Source organism: Pseudomonas sp. JY-Q (assembly GCF_001655295.1).
In the GTDB taxonomy this organism is placed as follows: domain Bacteria; phylum Pseudomonadota; class Gammaproteobacteria; order Pseudomonadales; family Pseudomonadaceae; genus Aquipseudomonas; species Aquipseudomonas alloputida.
Genome location: NZ_CP011525.1, coordinates 1,527,802 through 1,542,430 on the forward strand (window position 1 = coordinate 1,527,802; position 14,629 = coordinate 1,542,430).

The following is a 14,629-nucleotide window of genomic DNA, read 5'->3' on the forward strand; positions in this document are numbered from 1 at the left end:
TGGGGGCAGTCCACCCTGTGGGAGCGGCCTTGTGTCGCGAAAGGGCTGCAAAGCAGCCCCGGCGATACAGGGATAAAAGCTGAAATTCGGGGGCCGCCTTGCGGCCCTTTCGCGACACAAGGCCGCCCCCACAAAAAGCCGTTCCGTGCACCTGGCCCACTATTTGCTGAAGCCTCCTCACCAGGGCTATCAACGTCGACAGCCCGCAAAACCTCACGACAAAGGCGCCGTGTTGCCCCGCTTGCATCTGCATGCCGGGGCAGCCGGCGCCTTTTTGCGTTTTCCACAGGAGCCCGCCCATGGCCAACAGCGAAGTACGCAGCGTCTGCCCCTACTGCGGTGTGGGCTGCGGCATCGTCATGAGCGTTGCCGATGGCAAGGTCGGCAAGATCAGCGGCGACAAGCTGCACCCGAGCAACTTTGGCCGCCTATGCACCAAAGGCCTTACCGCACACCTGCCACTGAGTGCCAGCGGGCGCATGGCCGACGCCTATGTGCGCCAGCAACGCAGCCAGCCGCCAGTGCGCACCAGCATGGACCAGGCCATCGCTGCCACCGCCGAGCGTCTGCGCAGCATCATCGACCAGCACGGCCCGGATGCCGTGGCGCTGTACGTGTCCGGGCAAATGTCGCTGGAGGCCCAGTACCTGGCCAACAAGTTGGCCAAGGGCTTTATCCGTACGCGCCACATCGAGTCCAACTCGCGCCTGTGCATGGCCAGCGCCAGCAGTGGCTACAAGCTGTCGCTTGGCGCCGATGGCCCACCTGGCAGTTACCAGGACTTCGAGCACGCCGACGTATTTCTGGTGATCGGCGCCAACATGGCCGACTGCCACCCGATCCTGTTCCTGCGCCTGCTTGATCGGGTCAAGGCCGGTGCGAAGCTGATCGTCGTCGACCCACGTCGCAGCGCCACCGCCGACAAGGCCGACCTGTTTCTGCAGGTGCGCCCCGGCAGCGACATGGCCTTGCTCAACGGTCTTTTGCACCTGCTGCATCGCAATGGCCGCACCCACCCCGACTTCATCGCCCGCCACACCGAAGGCTGGGACGAACTGCCGGCCTTCCTCGACGACTACCCCCCCGAGCGCGTCGCCGCCATCACCGGGCTGGCCGAGGCCGATATCATCAAGGCCGCCGAATGGATCGGCAGCGCCAACAACTGGATGAGCTGCTGGACCATGGGCTTGAACCAGAGCATTCACGGTACCTGGCACAGCAACGCCATCTGTAACCTGCATTTGGCCACGGGTGCCATCTGCCGCCCCGGTAGCGGCCCGTTCTCGCTGACCGGCCAGCCCAATGCCATGGGCGGCCGCGACATGGGCTACATGGGCCCCGGCTTGCCAGGCCAGCGCTCAGCGTTGGTGGACGACGACCGCGCGTTCGTCGAACGACAGTGGCAACTGCCACCCGGCAGCCTGCGCAGCGAGGGTGGCGAGGGTACGGTGGCGCTGTTCGGGCAGATGAAAACCGGTGAAGTGAAAGCCTGCTGGGTCATCTGCAGCAACCCGGTAGCCAGTGTCGCCAACCGCCAGCAAGTGATCGACGGCCTGCGCAAGGCCGAACTGGTCATTACCCAGGACGCCTTCCTCGACACCGAAACCAACCGCTACGCCGACATCCTCCTGCCGGCCGCGCTGTGGGCCGAAGGTGAGGGTGTGATGATCAACAGCGAGCGCAACCTGACCCTGATGCCACGCGCTGTCGAGCCCCCCGGGCAAAGCTTGCCGGACTGGCGGATCATTGCCCGCGTGGCGTGTGCCATGGGCTATGCCGACGCCTTCGACTACCCCAATGCCGAAGCGGTGTATGAGGAAATACGCCGCTTCCACAACCCCTCAACCGGTTATGACCTGCGCGGTATCGGCTATGCCGAATTGCGGACACAGCCGCGCCAGTGGCCTTGTGCACCGGGCAGCGAGCAGCATCGTAGCCCGCTGCGCTACCTCAACGACGGCAGCAGCCAGGCGCTCCTGCTCGATGCCCGGGGCAGGCGGCCGGCACTGGCCTTTCCCACCGCCAGCGGCAAGGCGCGCTTCTTTGCGCGGCCCTGGTTGCCGGCAGCGGAAGTGCCGGACGATGACTACCCCATGGTGCTTAACACTGGCCGTGTGCAGCACCAATGGCACACGTTGACCAAGACCGGCAAGGTGCCGGCACTGAACAAGCTGGAGCCCGGCCCCTACCTTGAGATTCACCCCGAGGATGCCGCCCGGCTGGGTGTCGCTGAAAAGGACCAGGTGGCCGTTCGCTCACGCCGGGGGCACGCCGTGTTGCCGGCGCGCATCAGTGACCGGGTCATGCCGGGCAACTGCTTTGCGCCGTTTCACTGGAATGACCTGATCGGCGAGCAATTGGCGATCAATGCCGCGACCTGCGATGCGGTCGACCCGCTGTCGCTGCAGCCTGCCTTCAAACACTGCGCCGTAGCCCTGGAGCGGGTCGCAGGCGAGCGCATCGACGCCCTTGATCTGAACACTGCCACTGTAGAGCCTGTCCGCATGCCGACCGCCACCCTGTCCCGTCTGCTTGGCCTGCACACCCAGCCGGTTCCGGTGCTGGCCGAAGAAGAGCGTCATTACCTGCAAGGTTTCCTGCTGGGCCTGGACCAGGCCCGCGCCGAGGGCGTACCCCGCCTGCCGGCCAGTGCGCCGCTGGCTGCCAGCCGTCGTTTGTTTGTCGACGGTTTGCTGGCCGGGCTGTTCGCCCAGCCTGCAACTGCGCCCATCGCGGCACAGGCCGCGCCATGGCATCAGGTGCTGTGGGCCTCGCAGACCGGCAATGGTGAGCAACTGGCCGAACGCTGTGCCGCGCGCCTGCGCGATGCTGGTCTGAGCGTGCAACTCAGCTGTCTGGAGGCGGTCAGTCCAAGCCAGCTGCAGGGTGTTGTCAGTGTGGTGTTGATCGCCAGCACCTTTGGCGATGGCGACGCGCCCGACAGCGGCGCGGCATTCTGGCAGGCCTTGCAGGGCGAGGAGGGCGCCCACTGCGCCGGGCTGCCCTATGCCGTACTGGCCTTGGGCGACTCCAGTTACGACCAGTTCTGCGGTTTTGGCCGCAAGCTCGACCAGCGCCTGGCCGAGCTGGGAGGGCAGCGCCTGCTGCAACGGGTGGACTGCGAGCCAGACTTCGACGAAGCCTTTGCCAGTTGGCTCGAAGCGTTATTACCTGCACTGGGCACTGCCGCGGCGCCACCTCCGGCGAGTGAACCTGCACCCGTATCGGCCTTCAGCAAGCAGCAACCCTGGATGGCCACCGTACTGGAAAACCGCCTGCTCAATGGCCCCGGCGCCAGCAAGGAAACCCGCCAGCTGGTCTTCGACCTGAGCGGCAGCGGCTTCAGTTACGCTGCTGGCGATGCCCTGGGCGTATGGCCGCGCAACTGCCCGGCCCTGGTAGAAGAGCTGCTGACGCTGATGCAGCTCGACGGCCAGGCGATGGTCGAGCTTAAAGGTCATGGCGCCATGCCATTGGCCGAAGCCCTGCAAGCACATCTGGAAATTGCCAAGGTCACTGCGCAACAACTGCAGGCATTTGCCAGCAATGCGCCTGACCTGCAGCGTTTGCTGCAGCCTGAATGCAGGGCCGAGCTGCAGGATTGGCTGTGGGGCCGGCAGCTGGTCGATGTGCTGCGCGCTTTCCCCCAGCAGTTGTCGCTGGCCAGCTGGCTGGAACTGCTCAAGCCATTGCAGCCGCGGCTCTATTCGATCAGTTCCAGCCCGCTGGCGCACCCAGGCCAGGTGCATCTGACGGTGTCGACGGTGCGTTATGGCGAACGTAAAGGCGTGTGCTCAAGCTTCCTTGCCGACCGTGCGCAGGTGCAGAAAGTGGCGATCTTCCCGCAGGTGTCGAAGCACTTCCGCTTGCCCGAGGACGACAGCGTGCCGGTGATCATGGTGGGCCCTGGTACTGGCATTGCACCGTTCCGTGCGTTCCTCGAGGAGCGAGAGGCACGGGGGGCAAAAGGCGACAACTGGCTGTTCTTCGGCGAGCAGTACGCAGCGACCGATTTCTATTACCAGGAGCAGTTGCAGGCCTGGGAGGCGGCGGGGCACCTGCGGCTGAACACGGCGTTCTCGCGGGACCAGGCCGAGAAGATCTATGTGCAGCAGCGCATGCTTGAGCAGGGTGCGCTGTTGTGGCAGTGGCTGGAGGCGGGGGCGTATTTCTATGTGTGTGGCGATGCGCAGCGTATGGCCAGGGATGTGGATGCGGCGTTGCGGGTAATCGTCGCCGAGCATGGCCGGATGGATGCGGCGGCGGCGGCTTATGTCGAAGGCTTGAGCAAGGCCAGGCGTTACCGGCGCGATGTGTACTGACGTGCTCCAAGATGGGGTGTTGTGCACCTTGAATGTGCATTGGCTGGGCGCGCCCAGCGCAAGTGTAGGAGCGGGTTTACCCGCGAAGAGGCCGACACAGGCAACCCAGGCAACCCACGCAACCCAATTGGCACGCTCCCTGCTTAACCTTGGATACAACAAAGCCCACTGATCAACGGCGATCAACCGGGCCCCCTACCGTGATGAATACAGGCAAAGGCGCCTGGAGCTTCGGCTCCAGGCGCTTTTTTTTTGATCGAGGATCGGCTTATGAAGGCAACAGCGAGCAGCGGGCAACGAGAGCGACTGGTCATCGTCGGCAACGGCATGGTCGGCCACCATTGCGTCGAACAACTGGTCAGTCGCGGCGCCCTGCAGCGCTTCGAGGTGCGGGTATTCGGCGAAGAGCGCCAACGCGCGTATGACCGCGTGCACCTGTCCGAATACTTCGGCGGCAGCTGTGCTGAAACCCTGGCCCTGTGTGAGCACGATTTCTACGACGCCAATGGCGTGCACCTGCACCTGGGTGAGGCCGTGCTGGAGATCGACCGTGAGCGCCGCGAAGTCGTCACTGCCGAAGGTCGCTATGGCTACGACCAACTGGTGCTGGCCACCGGCTCCTATCCCTTCGTACCGCCGATCGAAGGCTCCAGCGGCAATGCCCGCCTGGTCTACCGCACCCTGGACGACCTCGATGGCATTCGTGCTGCCGCAGCCGGTGCCCGCCGAGGGGTGGTGGTCGGCGGTGGCCTGCTTGGCCTGGAAGCGGCCAATGCCCTCAAGTCGCTGGGGCTGGAAGCCCACGTGGTGGAATTCGCCCCACGGCTGATGCCGGTGCAGCTGGACGGCGAGGGCGGTGCCGCGTTGAAGGCGCAGATCGAAGCGCTGGGTGTGGGGGTGCACCTGGCGCGCGCCACCCAGTCGGTCAGTGCCGGTGAAACCTACCGCTACCGCATGAACTTCGACGGCGGTGAGCACCTGGAAACCGACCTGATCGTGTTCTCCGCCGGTATCCGCCCACAGGATGCACTGGGCCGGGGTTGCGGCCTGGACATCGCCGCGCGCGGTGGCGTGGTCATCGATAACCACTGCCGCAGCAGCGACCCACGCATCTTCGCCATCGGCGAGTGCGCCTCGTGGAACGGCAGTGTGTTCGGCCTGGTCGCCCCAGGCTACAGCATGGCGCGCAACCTGGCTGGGCTGCTGATGGGCGAGGCGGCAGTGGCGTTCACCGGCGCCGACATGTCGACCAAGCTCAAGCTGCTGGGGGTGGATGTCGGTTCGATCGGCGATGCCCACGGTGCCACGCCGGGCGCGCGCAGCTATCGCTTCATCGATGAAGCCAACAGCGCTTACCGCCGTTTGGTGGTGGATGCCAGCGGCAAGCACGTGCTCGGCGCGGTGCTGGTCGGTGACAACAGCTATTACGACACCCTGTTGCAGTACGCCCAGAACGGCATCGCCCTGCCGGCCGACCCGGCAGCGCTGATCCTGCCGCAAGGCGGTGGTGCGCCGGCCTTGGGCGCCGATGCGCTGCCCGACAGCGCGACCATCTGCTCCTGCCACAACGTCAGCAAGGGGGCGGTGTGCGCCGCGATCGACAGTGGCTGTAGCGACTTGGCTGCGGTCAAGGGCTGCACCAAGGCCGCGACCGGCTGCGGCGGTTGCGCGGCCCTGCTCAAGCAAGTCTTCGAGCACGAACTGACGGCCCGCGGCGTGGCGGTGGACAAGAGCCTGTGCGAGCACTTTGCCTACACCCGGCAGGAGCTGTACGGGTTGGTGCGGGTGGAGGGTATCCGCACCTTCAGCGAACTGCTCGAGCGCCATGGCAAGGGCCATCTGGGGTGTGACATCTGCAAGCCGGCGGTGGGTAACATTCTCGCCTCGTGCTGGAACCAGCCGATCATGGACCCGGCACTGGTACCGCTGCAGGACACCAACGACACCTTCATGGCCAACATGCAGAAAAACGGCACCTATTCGGTGGTACCGCGCATTCCCGGTGGTGAAATAACCCCCGACAAGCTCATCGTCATCGGCCAGGTGGCCAAGAAATACGACCTGTACACCAAGATCACCGGTGGCCAGCGCATCGACCTGTTCGGCGCCCAGTTGCACGAGCTGCCGCTGATCTGGGGCGAACTGATCGAGGCCGGTTTCGAAACCGGGCACGCCTACGGCAAGTCGACCCGCACGGTGAAGTCGTGCGTGGGCAGTACCTGGTGCCGTTACGGCGTGCAGGACAGTGTCGCCATGGCCCTGCGCCTGGAAGACCGCTACAAGGGCCTGCGCAGCCCGCACAAGCTCAAGTTCGCGGTATCGGGTTGCACCCGTGAATGCGCCGAGGCGCAGAGCAAGGACATCGGCGTTATCGCCACCGACAAGGGCTGGAACCTGTACGTGTGCGGCAACGGCGGCATGCGCCCGCGGCATGCCGAGCTGTTCGCCACCGACCTGGACGACGAAACCCTGGTACGCCTGATCGACCGCGTGCTGATGTTCTACATCCGCACGGCCGACAAGCTGCAGCGCACCTCGGTGTGGCGTGAAAACCTGGAAGGCGGGCTGGACTACCTGAAGCAGGTGATCATCGACGACAGCCTGGGCCTGGCCAATGAGCTGGAAGCGCAGATGCAGCAGGTGGTCGACCAGTATGAATGCGAGTGGGCCAATGCCCTCAACGACCCGGAGAAGCTCAAGCGCTTCCGCACCTTCGTCAACGACCGCCGTGCTGACCCGGACGTGCACTTCGTGCGCGAACGCGAGCAACGCCGGCCTGCTGCGCCATTGCACCTGATACCCACTGTCGAGGAGGCTGTCTGATGAACCTGTCCAATGCTGTTGTGAAGACTGAGGTGAACTGGCAAGCGGTGTGTCACGCCGCAGACCTGGTGGCCGATTCTGGTGTCGTGGTGTGGCTCGACGGTGCCCAGGTGGCGTTGTTCTACCTGCCGGGGCTGGAGCAGAGCCTGTATGCGGTGGACAACCGTGATCCGCGCTCCGGGGCCAACATCATTGGCCGTGGCATTGTCGGAAGCTTGCAAGGTGAGCTGGTGGTGGCCGCACCGCTATACAAGCAGCATTTCAACCTGCAGAACGGTGAGTGCCTGGAGGATACCGAACAGCGGCTTCAGGTATGGCCGGTGCGGATGAATGGAGAGGCAGTGGAACTGGCGGTGGCCTGATCATCCTGCGCTGGGCGGGGCCGATGTACAGTAGCCGTTCGCCGAAGCGGCGCGCCTTCCCTGCGCGGGGAAGGCGCCGTTGGGTGGCTGCGGGAGGCAGGTGGCAAAGCCGATCAGGTGCCCCAGGGCCCGCTCGATGACGCGCTACATCGGTTTCAGGGGAATGGCGACCAGGCAAGAGTACAAGAGGCGTTCCGGTGTAATGTCGTACCCGCTCACCAGCATGCGCTGGTTGCCGGCATCGATCGCCATCGATTGGGTAAAGCTTTCGAAATGCTCCGGCGGCAAAGCCCCGCCAAAATGGCCATAGCCATGGGGTGGTAAGAAGGTTTGATCGAGCTGGCCGTTCAAGTCGTAGCGCACCGCCATATAGGAAGTGGGGTGCGTACCGTATCCGACCAGGTGGCCATTGACTTCTACAATATGGTGCCATTTGCCATCAGTGTGGAAGTGCACCACTTGGCCCTGGTTGAATTCGAGGGCAGGTTTACCAGCATAGTCCAGCCGGTAGAGCGTCGGTTGGCCGTCCCATTCGTCGAGCGTATGCATGCCATATAGCGTGATACGTTCGCTTCGGTCCTCTACTGTAAAGCCATTATTGACTACCGATGCGTCTGACCAGTGGAAGCCCCCTGTGCCAAATGCTTCGTCTAGACGCCCCTCCAAGGTCAGGGCACTGGTTACCGAGTACGCAATCGAGTCGCGTTTTACATAGGTGGAGATTATGATGCGCGGTTGCTTGGCGGCGGGCGAGATAATGGCAATGCCATCAAGGATATACGCCGAGTTATCGGGAATCAGAGTACTCAAACTCAGCATTCCATCTTTGCCGAAAGGCCCGAACTTTCCACCTTCACGGGTCAAGGCGACGATTGCAGATTTTATCTGCCCGCCTTCGGAACGCCAGCCGGTGGCCAGCACCATGTCTGCGAAGCAGACCAGATCTTCCAGCATAAGCTGTTCGCCGAACAAGGCACGCGTGTCGACATAATCCTTCCCATAACCAAAACTCGTGTCGGGTTCTCCGTTTGGAGTCAGCTTCCACAGATAGGTGGTGGGTAGCGCATATGCCTGCACGGCAACCAGCAAGTTCCCCGTCATGTCCTCTGCTACCGCTTCGGCAGCCCCGTATTCTTCCCCGGACAGTTCGGAGAAATCGACAATGCCGCTGCTATTGAACGTGTTATCCAGCTTGCCGCTCGCATCCAGACAGGCAAGGTAGGGATGGTAGGGATTGCGACCGCTGTAGAAACCCGTTACGTAAAAACGGCTTGGCTGAAATTTGCTTTTGAGTACGCTGGTTGCTTCCCCAGCGCTGAAGTGGGCATGGCCCTCTTGGCCATAGGCGAGGTCGATGGGGGCTATGGGGAGTTGTTGGGGGCTTTGCTCAAAGGGCGCTGTGGTCGGGTAAAGGGCGCTCTCTTGACTGGTCGGTTCATCTCTTCTAACTCCATGCAGGGAAGCTGCTGAAGGGCCATTTAATGTTGCCCTGGGAGCGCCTACAACTGGCAGAAATGAGAGGTGCAGCTGCGTCGTTAGTCATGTATTGCCAAATCAGGATTCGTTGCGGCATGACCCGGATACGCCGCAGGTAGCGATGCGGTAAGCTTGCTGCCATGAACCTCGACACCCGCATCAAATACTGCCACCTGCTGTGCTTCCTGGAGATTGCCCGGCAGAGCAGCCTGGCCAGGGCGGCCGATATCCTGTCGATCAGCCAGCCGGCGATTTCCATCGACCCCAAGGCGTTCGAAGACCTGCTCGAGGCGTGGCTGTGGTGACCGACGTCAGCGCGCAGTTGCTAGGCCAGTTGCACTTGGGTGAGTTGGAACGGCGGGGCGCATGACCGACAGCCTGCGGATTGAGGGGTTGTCATTCGAGCACTTAAGTCTTGATACTCGTTGATGCTGCGTTGAAAACAGCCTCGGAGTGTTGGTTTACAGCCCGTAAACTCCGCTTCCTCGGCTGTTTTCGCCTTGTCTGACCTTCGCCTCAAGACGTTTATGCAGTCTCTGGTGAAGTGCCAGTTAGTCTCATTTTTATTGCTTCAATGAGACGGCAATGACACAAGGGGTGGAACCCGTCTGTATTTCCCGCCCCGCTACGAGTAGGCGTTGGCTTTCTGGCATTACCGTCGCGGAATGGCTGTTACCATAGAATCCTGGTTGCGACCCGATTGCCGTAAAAACACCGTAACCATTCGGCGGCACGAATGTAGTATCAAGTTGGCCGTCCAGACGGTAACGCACCGCCATGCCGCGATCGAGAAATGAACCATAACCTACCAGTTTTCCATCGGCCTCTGTCATATAGTCCCAGGCACCCTCAATGGGGAATAATACGACACGACCCTCGTTGAATTCTTTAGCAGGTTTTCCTGTGTAGTCTAGCCGATAGATCATGGGAGTACTGGTCCCTTCGGACCACACCTGGCCGTGGACGGTGATGCGCTGACTGGCGTTATTTAGCGTGAAATCATAAATGATAATGCCAGGCTTTGACCAATAGACCCCGTTGTCAGCGAAGCGCTGGTCGAGCGCTCCGGACAATGTCAGTGCTGCGATTCCGTTTATGCTCGACGAATCGTTGAAATAGCGCGTGTAGATGATTATGCGCACCTTCTCACCAACCTCCAGCATCTTAGGCGCCCCAATGACATAACGGAGGTCCGGAATAAGATCTTGCATCTTGAGGATGCCTAGCTTACCAAAGCTCTGGCGTGGGACACCTTCATGGGTGAGCACGAAAAGGATGGGAGCGTTTTCAAGGGAACCTGAGAAGATATAGTCGTTCTTGTAAGTGGTGAATTGGTAGAGCGTGATATCTTTAAAATTGAAAAAATTATTTAGGATGATGTAGCCGTTGTTGCTGCCGAAATCAGTATCTGGCTTTCCGTTTGGCTTAAGCTTCCACAGGTGGGTGAAGCCTTGGGTTCGATCAATCATAGTGAGCAGGATGTGACCCTCCGCATCCTCGGCCATATGAGAGAAACTATGATAATCAAAAACTGTGCTCAGGTCAGTCAGATAGACAAGACCTGTTTTGTTGAAAGACGTATCCAGCTCGCCATCTTTCAAGGTGCGCGCAATGAAAGGTTTCGTGCCGTTGTGGACGCCTCTCAAGTAAAATCGCTCGGGATAGTAGTTGCTTGCCAGGATTTGCGAAACCGCGTTTCTAGGATCCGCGATAGGCTCGCCGATGTGAAGGTGCCCTTTGTCGGCATAGGTTACGTCAATGGGCGCCTTGAGTTCCTGACGCTCGCCTTGGTAATCACGGGGGTTGTGTTGAGTCTGGGCAAAAAAAACCATATTTGGATGCATGATATGACCTGTCACTGGGGGAGTGGTTTTTGCGATCTCATTTAATGCGATCCGGATAGCTGCGGGTACTGGCAAAAATGATAGGTGTTGGTGGTCGATGGATAACGATCCGGTCCTGGAGTTTGGGCTGCAACGGGGAGCACGGGGCGGCAGACCTGGATACGCCGCAGGTAGCGATGCGGTAAGCTTGCTGCCATGAACCTCGACACCCGCATCAAATACCGCCACCTGCTGTGCTTCCTGGAGATTGCCCGGCAGGGCAGCCTGGCCAGGGCGGCCGATATCCTGTCGATCAGCCAGCCGGCGATTTCCAAGACCCTCAAGGAGCTTGAGGACCTGCTCGAGGCGCGCCTGTTCGAGCGCAGCCGCCAGGGTGTCGAGCTGACCCCGGCCGGCACCCGCTTCATGCGTTACGCCGGGCCCAGCGTGCAGGCGCTGCGCGATGGCGTCAGCAGCCTTCGCGGTGAAGCGCGGGCGCCGTCGCAGGTGCGCATCGGCGTGCTGTCCACGGTCGAAGGCCTGCTCATGCCTGAGGTGCTGTGCCGCCTGCATCAGCGCCATGAAGCGCTGGTGATCAGCGTGGTCACCGGGGTCAGCGCGCAGTTGCTTGGCCAGCTTCACCTGGGGGAGCTGGAACTGGTGGTGGGGCGCATGACCGACAGTCCGCAAATCCAGGGGTTGTCGTTCGAGCACCTGTACAGCGAGTCGATGAGCCTGGTGGTGCGCCCGGGTCACCCGCTGCTGGCCAGCACGCCCGTGGAGCGGGGGCAGGTGGGGCGTTACCCGCTGGTGCTGCCACCCGCTGGCACCACCATCCGCCAGCACGCCGACAGCCTGTTCGTGCAATGCGGCATCCAGATGCCGGCGCAGCGCCTGGAAACCCTGTCGCTTGCCCTGAGCCGGCGCTACCTGCTGGGCAGCGATGGCCTGTGGGTGGCGCCGCGTGATGCCGTGCTGCTCGACCTGCGCCGTGGCGAACTGGTCGAGCTTGACCTGGGGGTGCGCGAGCCGGGAGGGTCGGTGGGGATTTGCCGCAATGCCGCCTTGCCGTTGAGTTTGCCGGGCCAGTGGGTGGGAGAGGTGCTGCGGGAGGTGGCGGGGGAGTATCGAGAGGGTCGGTATCCTTGAGGTTTTCGGGGGCTCCCTGACCTGTTTTAGCCCCTGTGAAAAGCGCCGATCACCATGATGTTTCCGACCTCAGAACCTGCAGAAATAAAAAGCCACAAAAGCCCGGCAAACCCGGCACAAAGGGTCAATACTGGCCAATGGCTGTAAAGCTTCGATGAAGAAGCTTTTAATGACTGAACTTCCTTACGAAAACCCGCTCCTATGCCGGTAGCCATTGGTCATGGCCGCCTGATAAGCTCGCGGCTTTACCCTGATTGCCCTCATGGCGCATGAACAAGGAAATAGCATGAAACAGCATCGTTTGGCGGCTGCGGTTGCCCTGGTAGGCCTGGTACTGGCTGGCTGCGATCAACAAGCCAGCAGCCCCGAGCTGAAGACTCCGGCGCAGAAAGCCTCCTACGGTATCGGCCTGAACATGGGCAAGAGCCTGGCTCAGGAAGGCATGGAAGACCTTGATTCGAAAGCAGTCGCCCTCGGCATCGAAGACGCCGTTAGCAAGAAAGAACAACGCATCAAGGACGAAGAGCTGGTAGAGGCCTTCACCGCATTGCAGAAACGCGCCGAGGAGCGCCTGGCCAAGGCCAGCGAAGAAGCCGCCTCCGCCGGCAAGAAATTCCTGGAAGAAAACGCCAAGAAGCCAGGCGTGGTCACCACGGCCTCGGGCCTGCAGTACGAAGTGGTCAAGAAGGCCGACGGCCCGCAGCCCAAACCGACTGACGTGGTCACTGTCCACTACGAAGGCAAGCTGATCGATGGCAAGGTATTCGACAGCTCCGTCGAACGTGGCAGCCCGATCGACCTGCCGGTCAGCGGTGTGATCCCAGGTTGGGTCGAAGGTTTGCAGTTGATGCACGTCGGCGAGAAGTACAAGTTGTTCATCCCGGCTGAACTGGCCTATGGCGCACAAAGCCCAAGCCCGCTGATCCCGGCCAACTCGGTACTGGTGTTCGACCTGGAACTGATCGCCATCAAGGATCCGGCCCAGTTGCAAGGTGCCGAGCCGCAGGCCGAAGCCCCTGAAGAAGCACCTGCCCAGTAACATTGGCTGGTTGTCGGAAAACGCCCCACATTGTTGGGGCGTTTTCGTTTGTGCCGATTGGACGAACCTGCAACAGCTGATACTGTCCGAGGAAATGCAGCGTGAAGAAGTAGGATGTTTCTGACGCAAATCGTTTGCGGCGCAGGTAGTCATGGCGTGAAACGACTGTGTAAAAAACGCCCGATCTGACCGGGCCCCTTGCCTGGCAGGCACCTGGGGTCGGAAACGTCGCCCTGTTCACAAGGTTATCCACAATAAATGTGGATAACCTTTTCCTCTCGGAGGCTCCATGAGCGCACCCTGGAATTTTGCCCGTTTCCTGCCATTGGCCGAGCGCCTGCTCAGCCGCGGTCGTTTGCCGGCCTTGTTGTTTGCGGTGGCGCGCAAAGGCCCGCGCCTCGGCCAACTGCGTGAAGATGTGAAGCTGCTGCAGTCGCTGTGCCTGGCCTGGTGGAGGGGGGAGTACCGTGCCATCAGCCCCAAGGCACTGGTCACTGTCGTGGCTGGCCTGCTGTATTTCGTCAGCCCTATCGATGCCATCCCGGACTGGTTGCTGGGGGTGGGTTTCCTCGATGACATCGCGGTGCTGGGCTGGGTGCTGAAAACCGTGGCCGACGAGTTGGCGCGCTTCAAGGCCTGGCGCGATAGCCAGGCACCCGAACGGCTGCGCGTGGTCGAGCGCCTGCCGGCTACCCCGGAAGCGCTGCAGCTGGAGCGCAACAAGTAATGAAACCGGCCTGAATCTCACCTCAACTGCACAGACCTCGGAGTTGGTAATATAATTGGCATAAGGGTTATGCCTACGGATTACATGCTGTAATCCTTTTTAAAGGGGTTTGTAATGGGTATTCAGGTCATCAGCCGGGACGGTCAGCCCGAGTACGCCGTCGTTCCCTGGGAGCAATACCAGGCGTTGCTCCGCGCGGCAGGGCAGGCACCTGCCGAGGCGGTTTCCAGTGAGGCGCAGGGCGTTGCTGCCAGTGCGCCCCTGCCAGCCTTCAGCGAAGTCGCGCAGATTCGCCAGGCCAAGGGCATTGCCCCGGAGCAACTGGCGCGCAATGTCGGGGTGAGCCCGGCGTATCTGGCCATGATCGAATCGGGTGAACGCCAGCCAGATGCTGCCATCCGCCGCGCCCTGGCCTGGCATCTGGGGGTGGCTGGCTGGAGCGAGCCATCATGAGCCAGGTCAGGATCAGCCGTCAGCACTGGGATAACCTGCTGGGCGAGCTTGACCTGGCCCGTCGTCAACGTCACTTGCTGACATACCGAGCGCTGATCGAGCGCTTGCAGCTACCCAGCCCGGCCATGCAGACGCTGACTGCCGCGCTGGAATACCTGGCGGTGCTGGATGCCCGTGCCGAGCAGCCATTGCGCAGTTCGCTGGTGATCAGCCAAGGCGCCAGCCGTTTGCCGCGAACTGGCTTCTTTGAGTGTGTCGAGCGCCTGGGGCGGTTTACCGGGCCGGTCGATGGCATGGAGGCTGCCTCGTGGCATGCTTCTGAGGTGGTTCGGGTGTTCGAGTACAGCTATCCCGAAACGGCCTGAAGCGTTACCCATTCCAGCCTGTTCGCTACAGGTGGTGACCCTGAGCGAAAGGGCAGGGCCTGCTGGCCAGTTTCCACCCGTCGTTCAACG

At 61.7% G+C, this 14,629-nt stretch carries 10 protein-coding genes and 1 pseudogene; 9 read left to right on the forward strand and 2 right to left on the reverse strand.

The features are described from left to right. The first annotated feature begins 299 nt into the window (after window positions 1-299). The 3 genes from AA098_RS06845 to nirD all read left to right on the forward strand — a co-directional run bounded on the left by AA098_RS06845 (window position 300) and on the right by nirD (window position 7,507). Window positions 300-4,322 carry a bifunctional nitrate reductase/sulfite reductase flavoprotein subunit alpha gene (locus AA098_RS06845; RefSeq protein ID WP_064613957.1) on the forward strand — a complete coding sequence of 1,341 codons (4,023 nt, stop codon included), beginning with the start codon at window positions 300-302 and terminating at the stop codon, window positions 4,320-4,322. Window positions 4,323-4,592: 270 nt separating this feature from the next. After that, a complete protein-coding gene (gene nirB / locus AA098_RS06850) occupies window positions 4,593-7,145 on the forward strand; it encodes a nitrite reductase large subunit NirB (RefSeq protein ID WP_060546486.1) in 2,553 nt (850 codons plus the stop codon). After that, window positions 7,145-7,507: a nitrite reductase small subunit NirD gene (nirD, locus tag AA098_RS06855; RefSeq protein WP_003252522.1), complete on the forward strand. Its 363-nt coding sequence runs from the start codon at window positions 7,145-7,147 to the stop codon at window positions 7,505-7,507. The genes nirB and nirD overlap by 1 nt, the downstream gene beginning before the upstream one ends. Before the next feature lie 144 nt (window positions 7,508-7,651). Here the strand turns inward: nirD and AA098_RS06860 are convergent, their stop codons facing one another. Beyond that, window positions 7,652-9,034, reverse strand: coding sequence for a hypothetical protein (locus AA098_RS06860; protein ID WP_371914704.1), 1,383 nt, complete (start codon window positions 9,032-9,034; stop codon window positions 7,652-7,654). Window positions 9,035-9,123: 89 nt separating this feature from the next. Between AA098_RS06860 and AA098_RS29100 the strand changes: the two are divergent. Further along, a pseudogene (locus tag AA098_RS29100) lies at window positions 9,124-9,394 on the forward strand (LysR family transcriptional regulator); the annotation flags it as partial. 152 nt (window positions 9,395-9,546) lie between these two features. Here AA098_RS29100 and AA098_RS06870 read toward each other — a convergent pair. Further along, window positions 9,547-11,055, reverse strand: coding sequence for a hypothetical protein (locus AA098_RS06870; protein WP_256545262.1), 1,509 nt, complete (start codon window positions 11,053-11,055; stop codon window positions 9,547-9,549). Here AA098_RS06870 and pcaQ point away from each other — a divergent pair. From pcaQ to AA098_RS06895, 5 genes are all read left to right on the forward strand, one after another. Beyond that, window positions 11,023-11,955 carry a pca operon transcription factor PcaQ gene (pcaQ, locus tag AA098_RS06875; RefSeq protein WP_010952764.1) on the forward strand — a complete coding sequence of 311 codons (933 nt, stop codon included), beginning with the start codon at window positions 11,023-11,025 and terminating at the stop codon, window positions 11,953-11,955. The genes AA098_RS06870 and pcaQ overlap by 33 nt on opposite strands. Window positions 11,956-12,241: 286 nt before the next feature. Next, the gene (locus AA098_RS06880) at window positions 12,242-12,994 is read left to right on the forward strand and encodes an FKBP-type peptidyl-prolyl cis-trans isomerase (protein ID WP_003252534.1); all 753 of its coding nucleotides are present in this window, start codon (window positions 12,242-12,244) and stop codon (window positions 12,992-12,994) included. Between the two features lie 289 nt (window positions 12,995-13,283). Beyond that, window positions 13,284-13,721 carry a YkvA family protein gene (locus AA098_RS06885; protein WP_054888718.1) on the forward strand — a complete coding sequence of 146 codons (438 nt, stop codon included), beginning with the start codon at window positions 13,284-13,286 and terminating at the stop codon, window positions 13,719-13,721. 114 nt (window positions 13,722-13,835) lie between these two features. Beyond that, on the forward strand, window positions 13,836-14,174 hold the full coding sequence (locus AA098_RS06890) for a helix-turn-helix transcriptional regulator (RefSeq protein ID WP_003252538.1): 339 nt from the start codon (window positions 13,836-13,838) through the stop codon (window positions 14,172-14,174). Further along, entirely contained in the window at window positions 14,171-14,539 is a 369-nt protein-coding gene (locus tag AA098_RS06895; protein ID WP_003252539.1) for a hypothetical protein, read from the forward strand. Before AA098_RS06890 ends, AA098_RS06895 begins: the two co-directional genes overlap by 4 nt. The last annotated feature ends 90 nt before the right edge of the window (window positions 14,540-14,629 follow it).

Excerpts from the sequence above, each read along its gene's own strand:
- nirD (WP_003252522.1), top strand. The coding sequence starts at position 7,145 with ATGAACCTGTCCAATGCTGTTGTGAAGACTGAGGTGAACTGGCAAGCG.
- AA098_RS06845 (WP_064613957.1), top strand. The coding sequence starts at position 300 with ATGGCCAACAGCGAAGTACGCAGCGTCTGCCCCTACTGCGGTGTGGGC.
- AA098_RS06885 (WP_054888718.1), top strand. The coding sequence starts at position 13,284 with ATGAGCGCACCCTGGAATTTTGCCCGTTTCCTGCCATTGGCCGAGCGC.
- AA098_RS06890 (WP_003252538.1), top strand. The coding sequence starts at position 13,836 with ATGGGTATTCAGGTCATCAGCCGGGACGGTCAGCCCGAGTACGCCGTC.
- pcaQ (WP_010952764.1), top strand. The coding sequence starts at position 11,023 with ATGAACCTCGACACCCGCATCAAATACCGCCACCTGCTGTGCTTCCTG.
- nirB (WP_060546486.1), top strand. The coding sequence starts at position 4,593 with ATGAAGGCAACAGCGAGCAGCGGGCAACGAGAGCGACTGGTCATCGTC.
- AA098_RS06895 (WP_003252539.1), top strand. The coding sequence starts at position 14,171 with ATGAGCCAGGTCAGGATCAGCCGTCAGCACTGGGATAACCTGCTGGGC.
- AA098_RS06880 (WP_003252534.1), top strand. The coding sequence starts at position 12,242 with ATGAAACAGCATCGTTTGGCGGCTGCGGTTGCCCTGGTAGGCCTGGTA.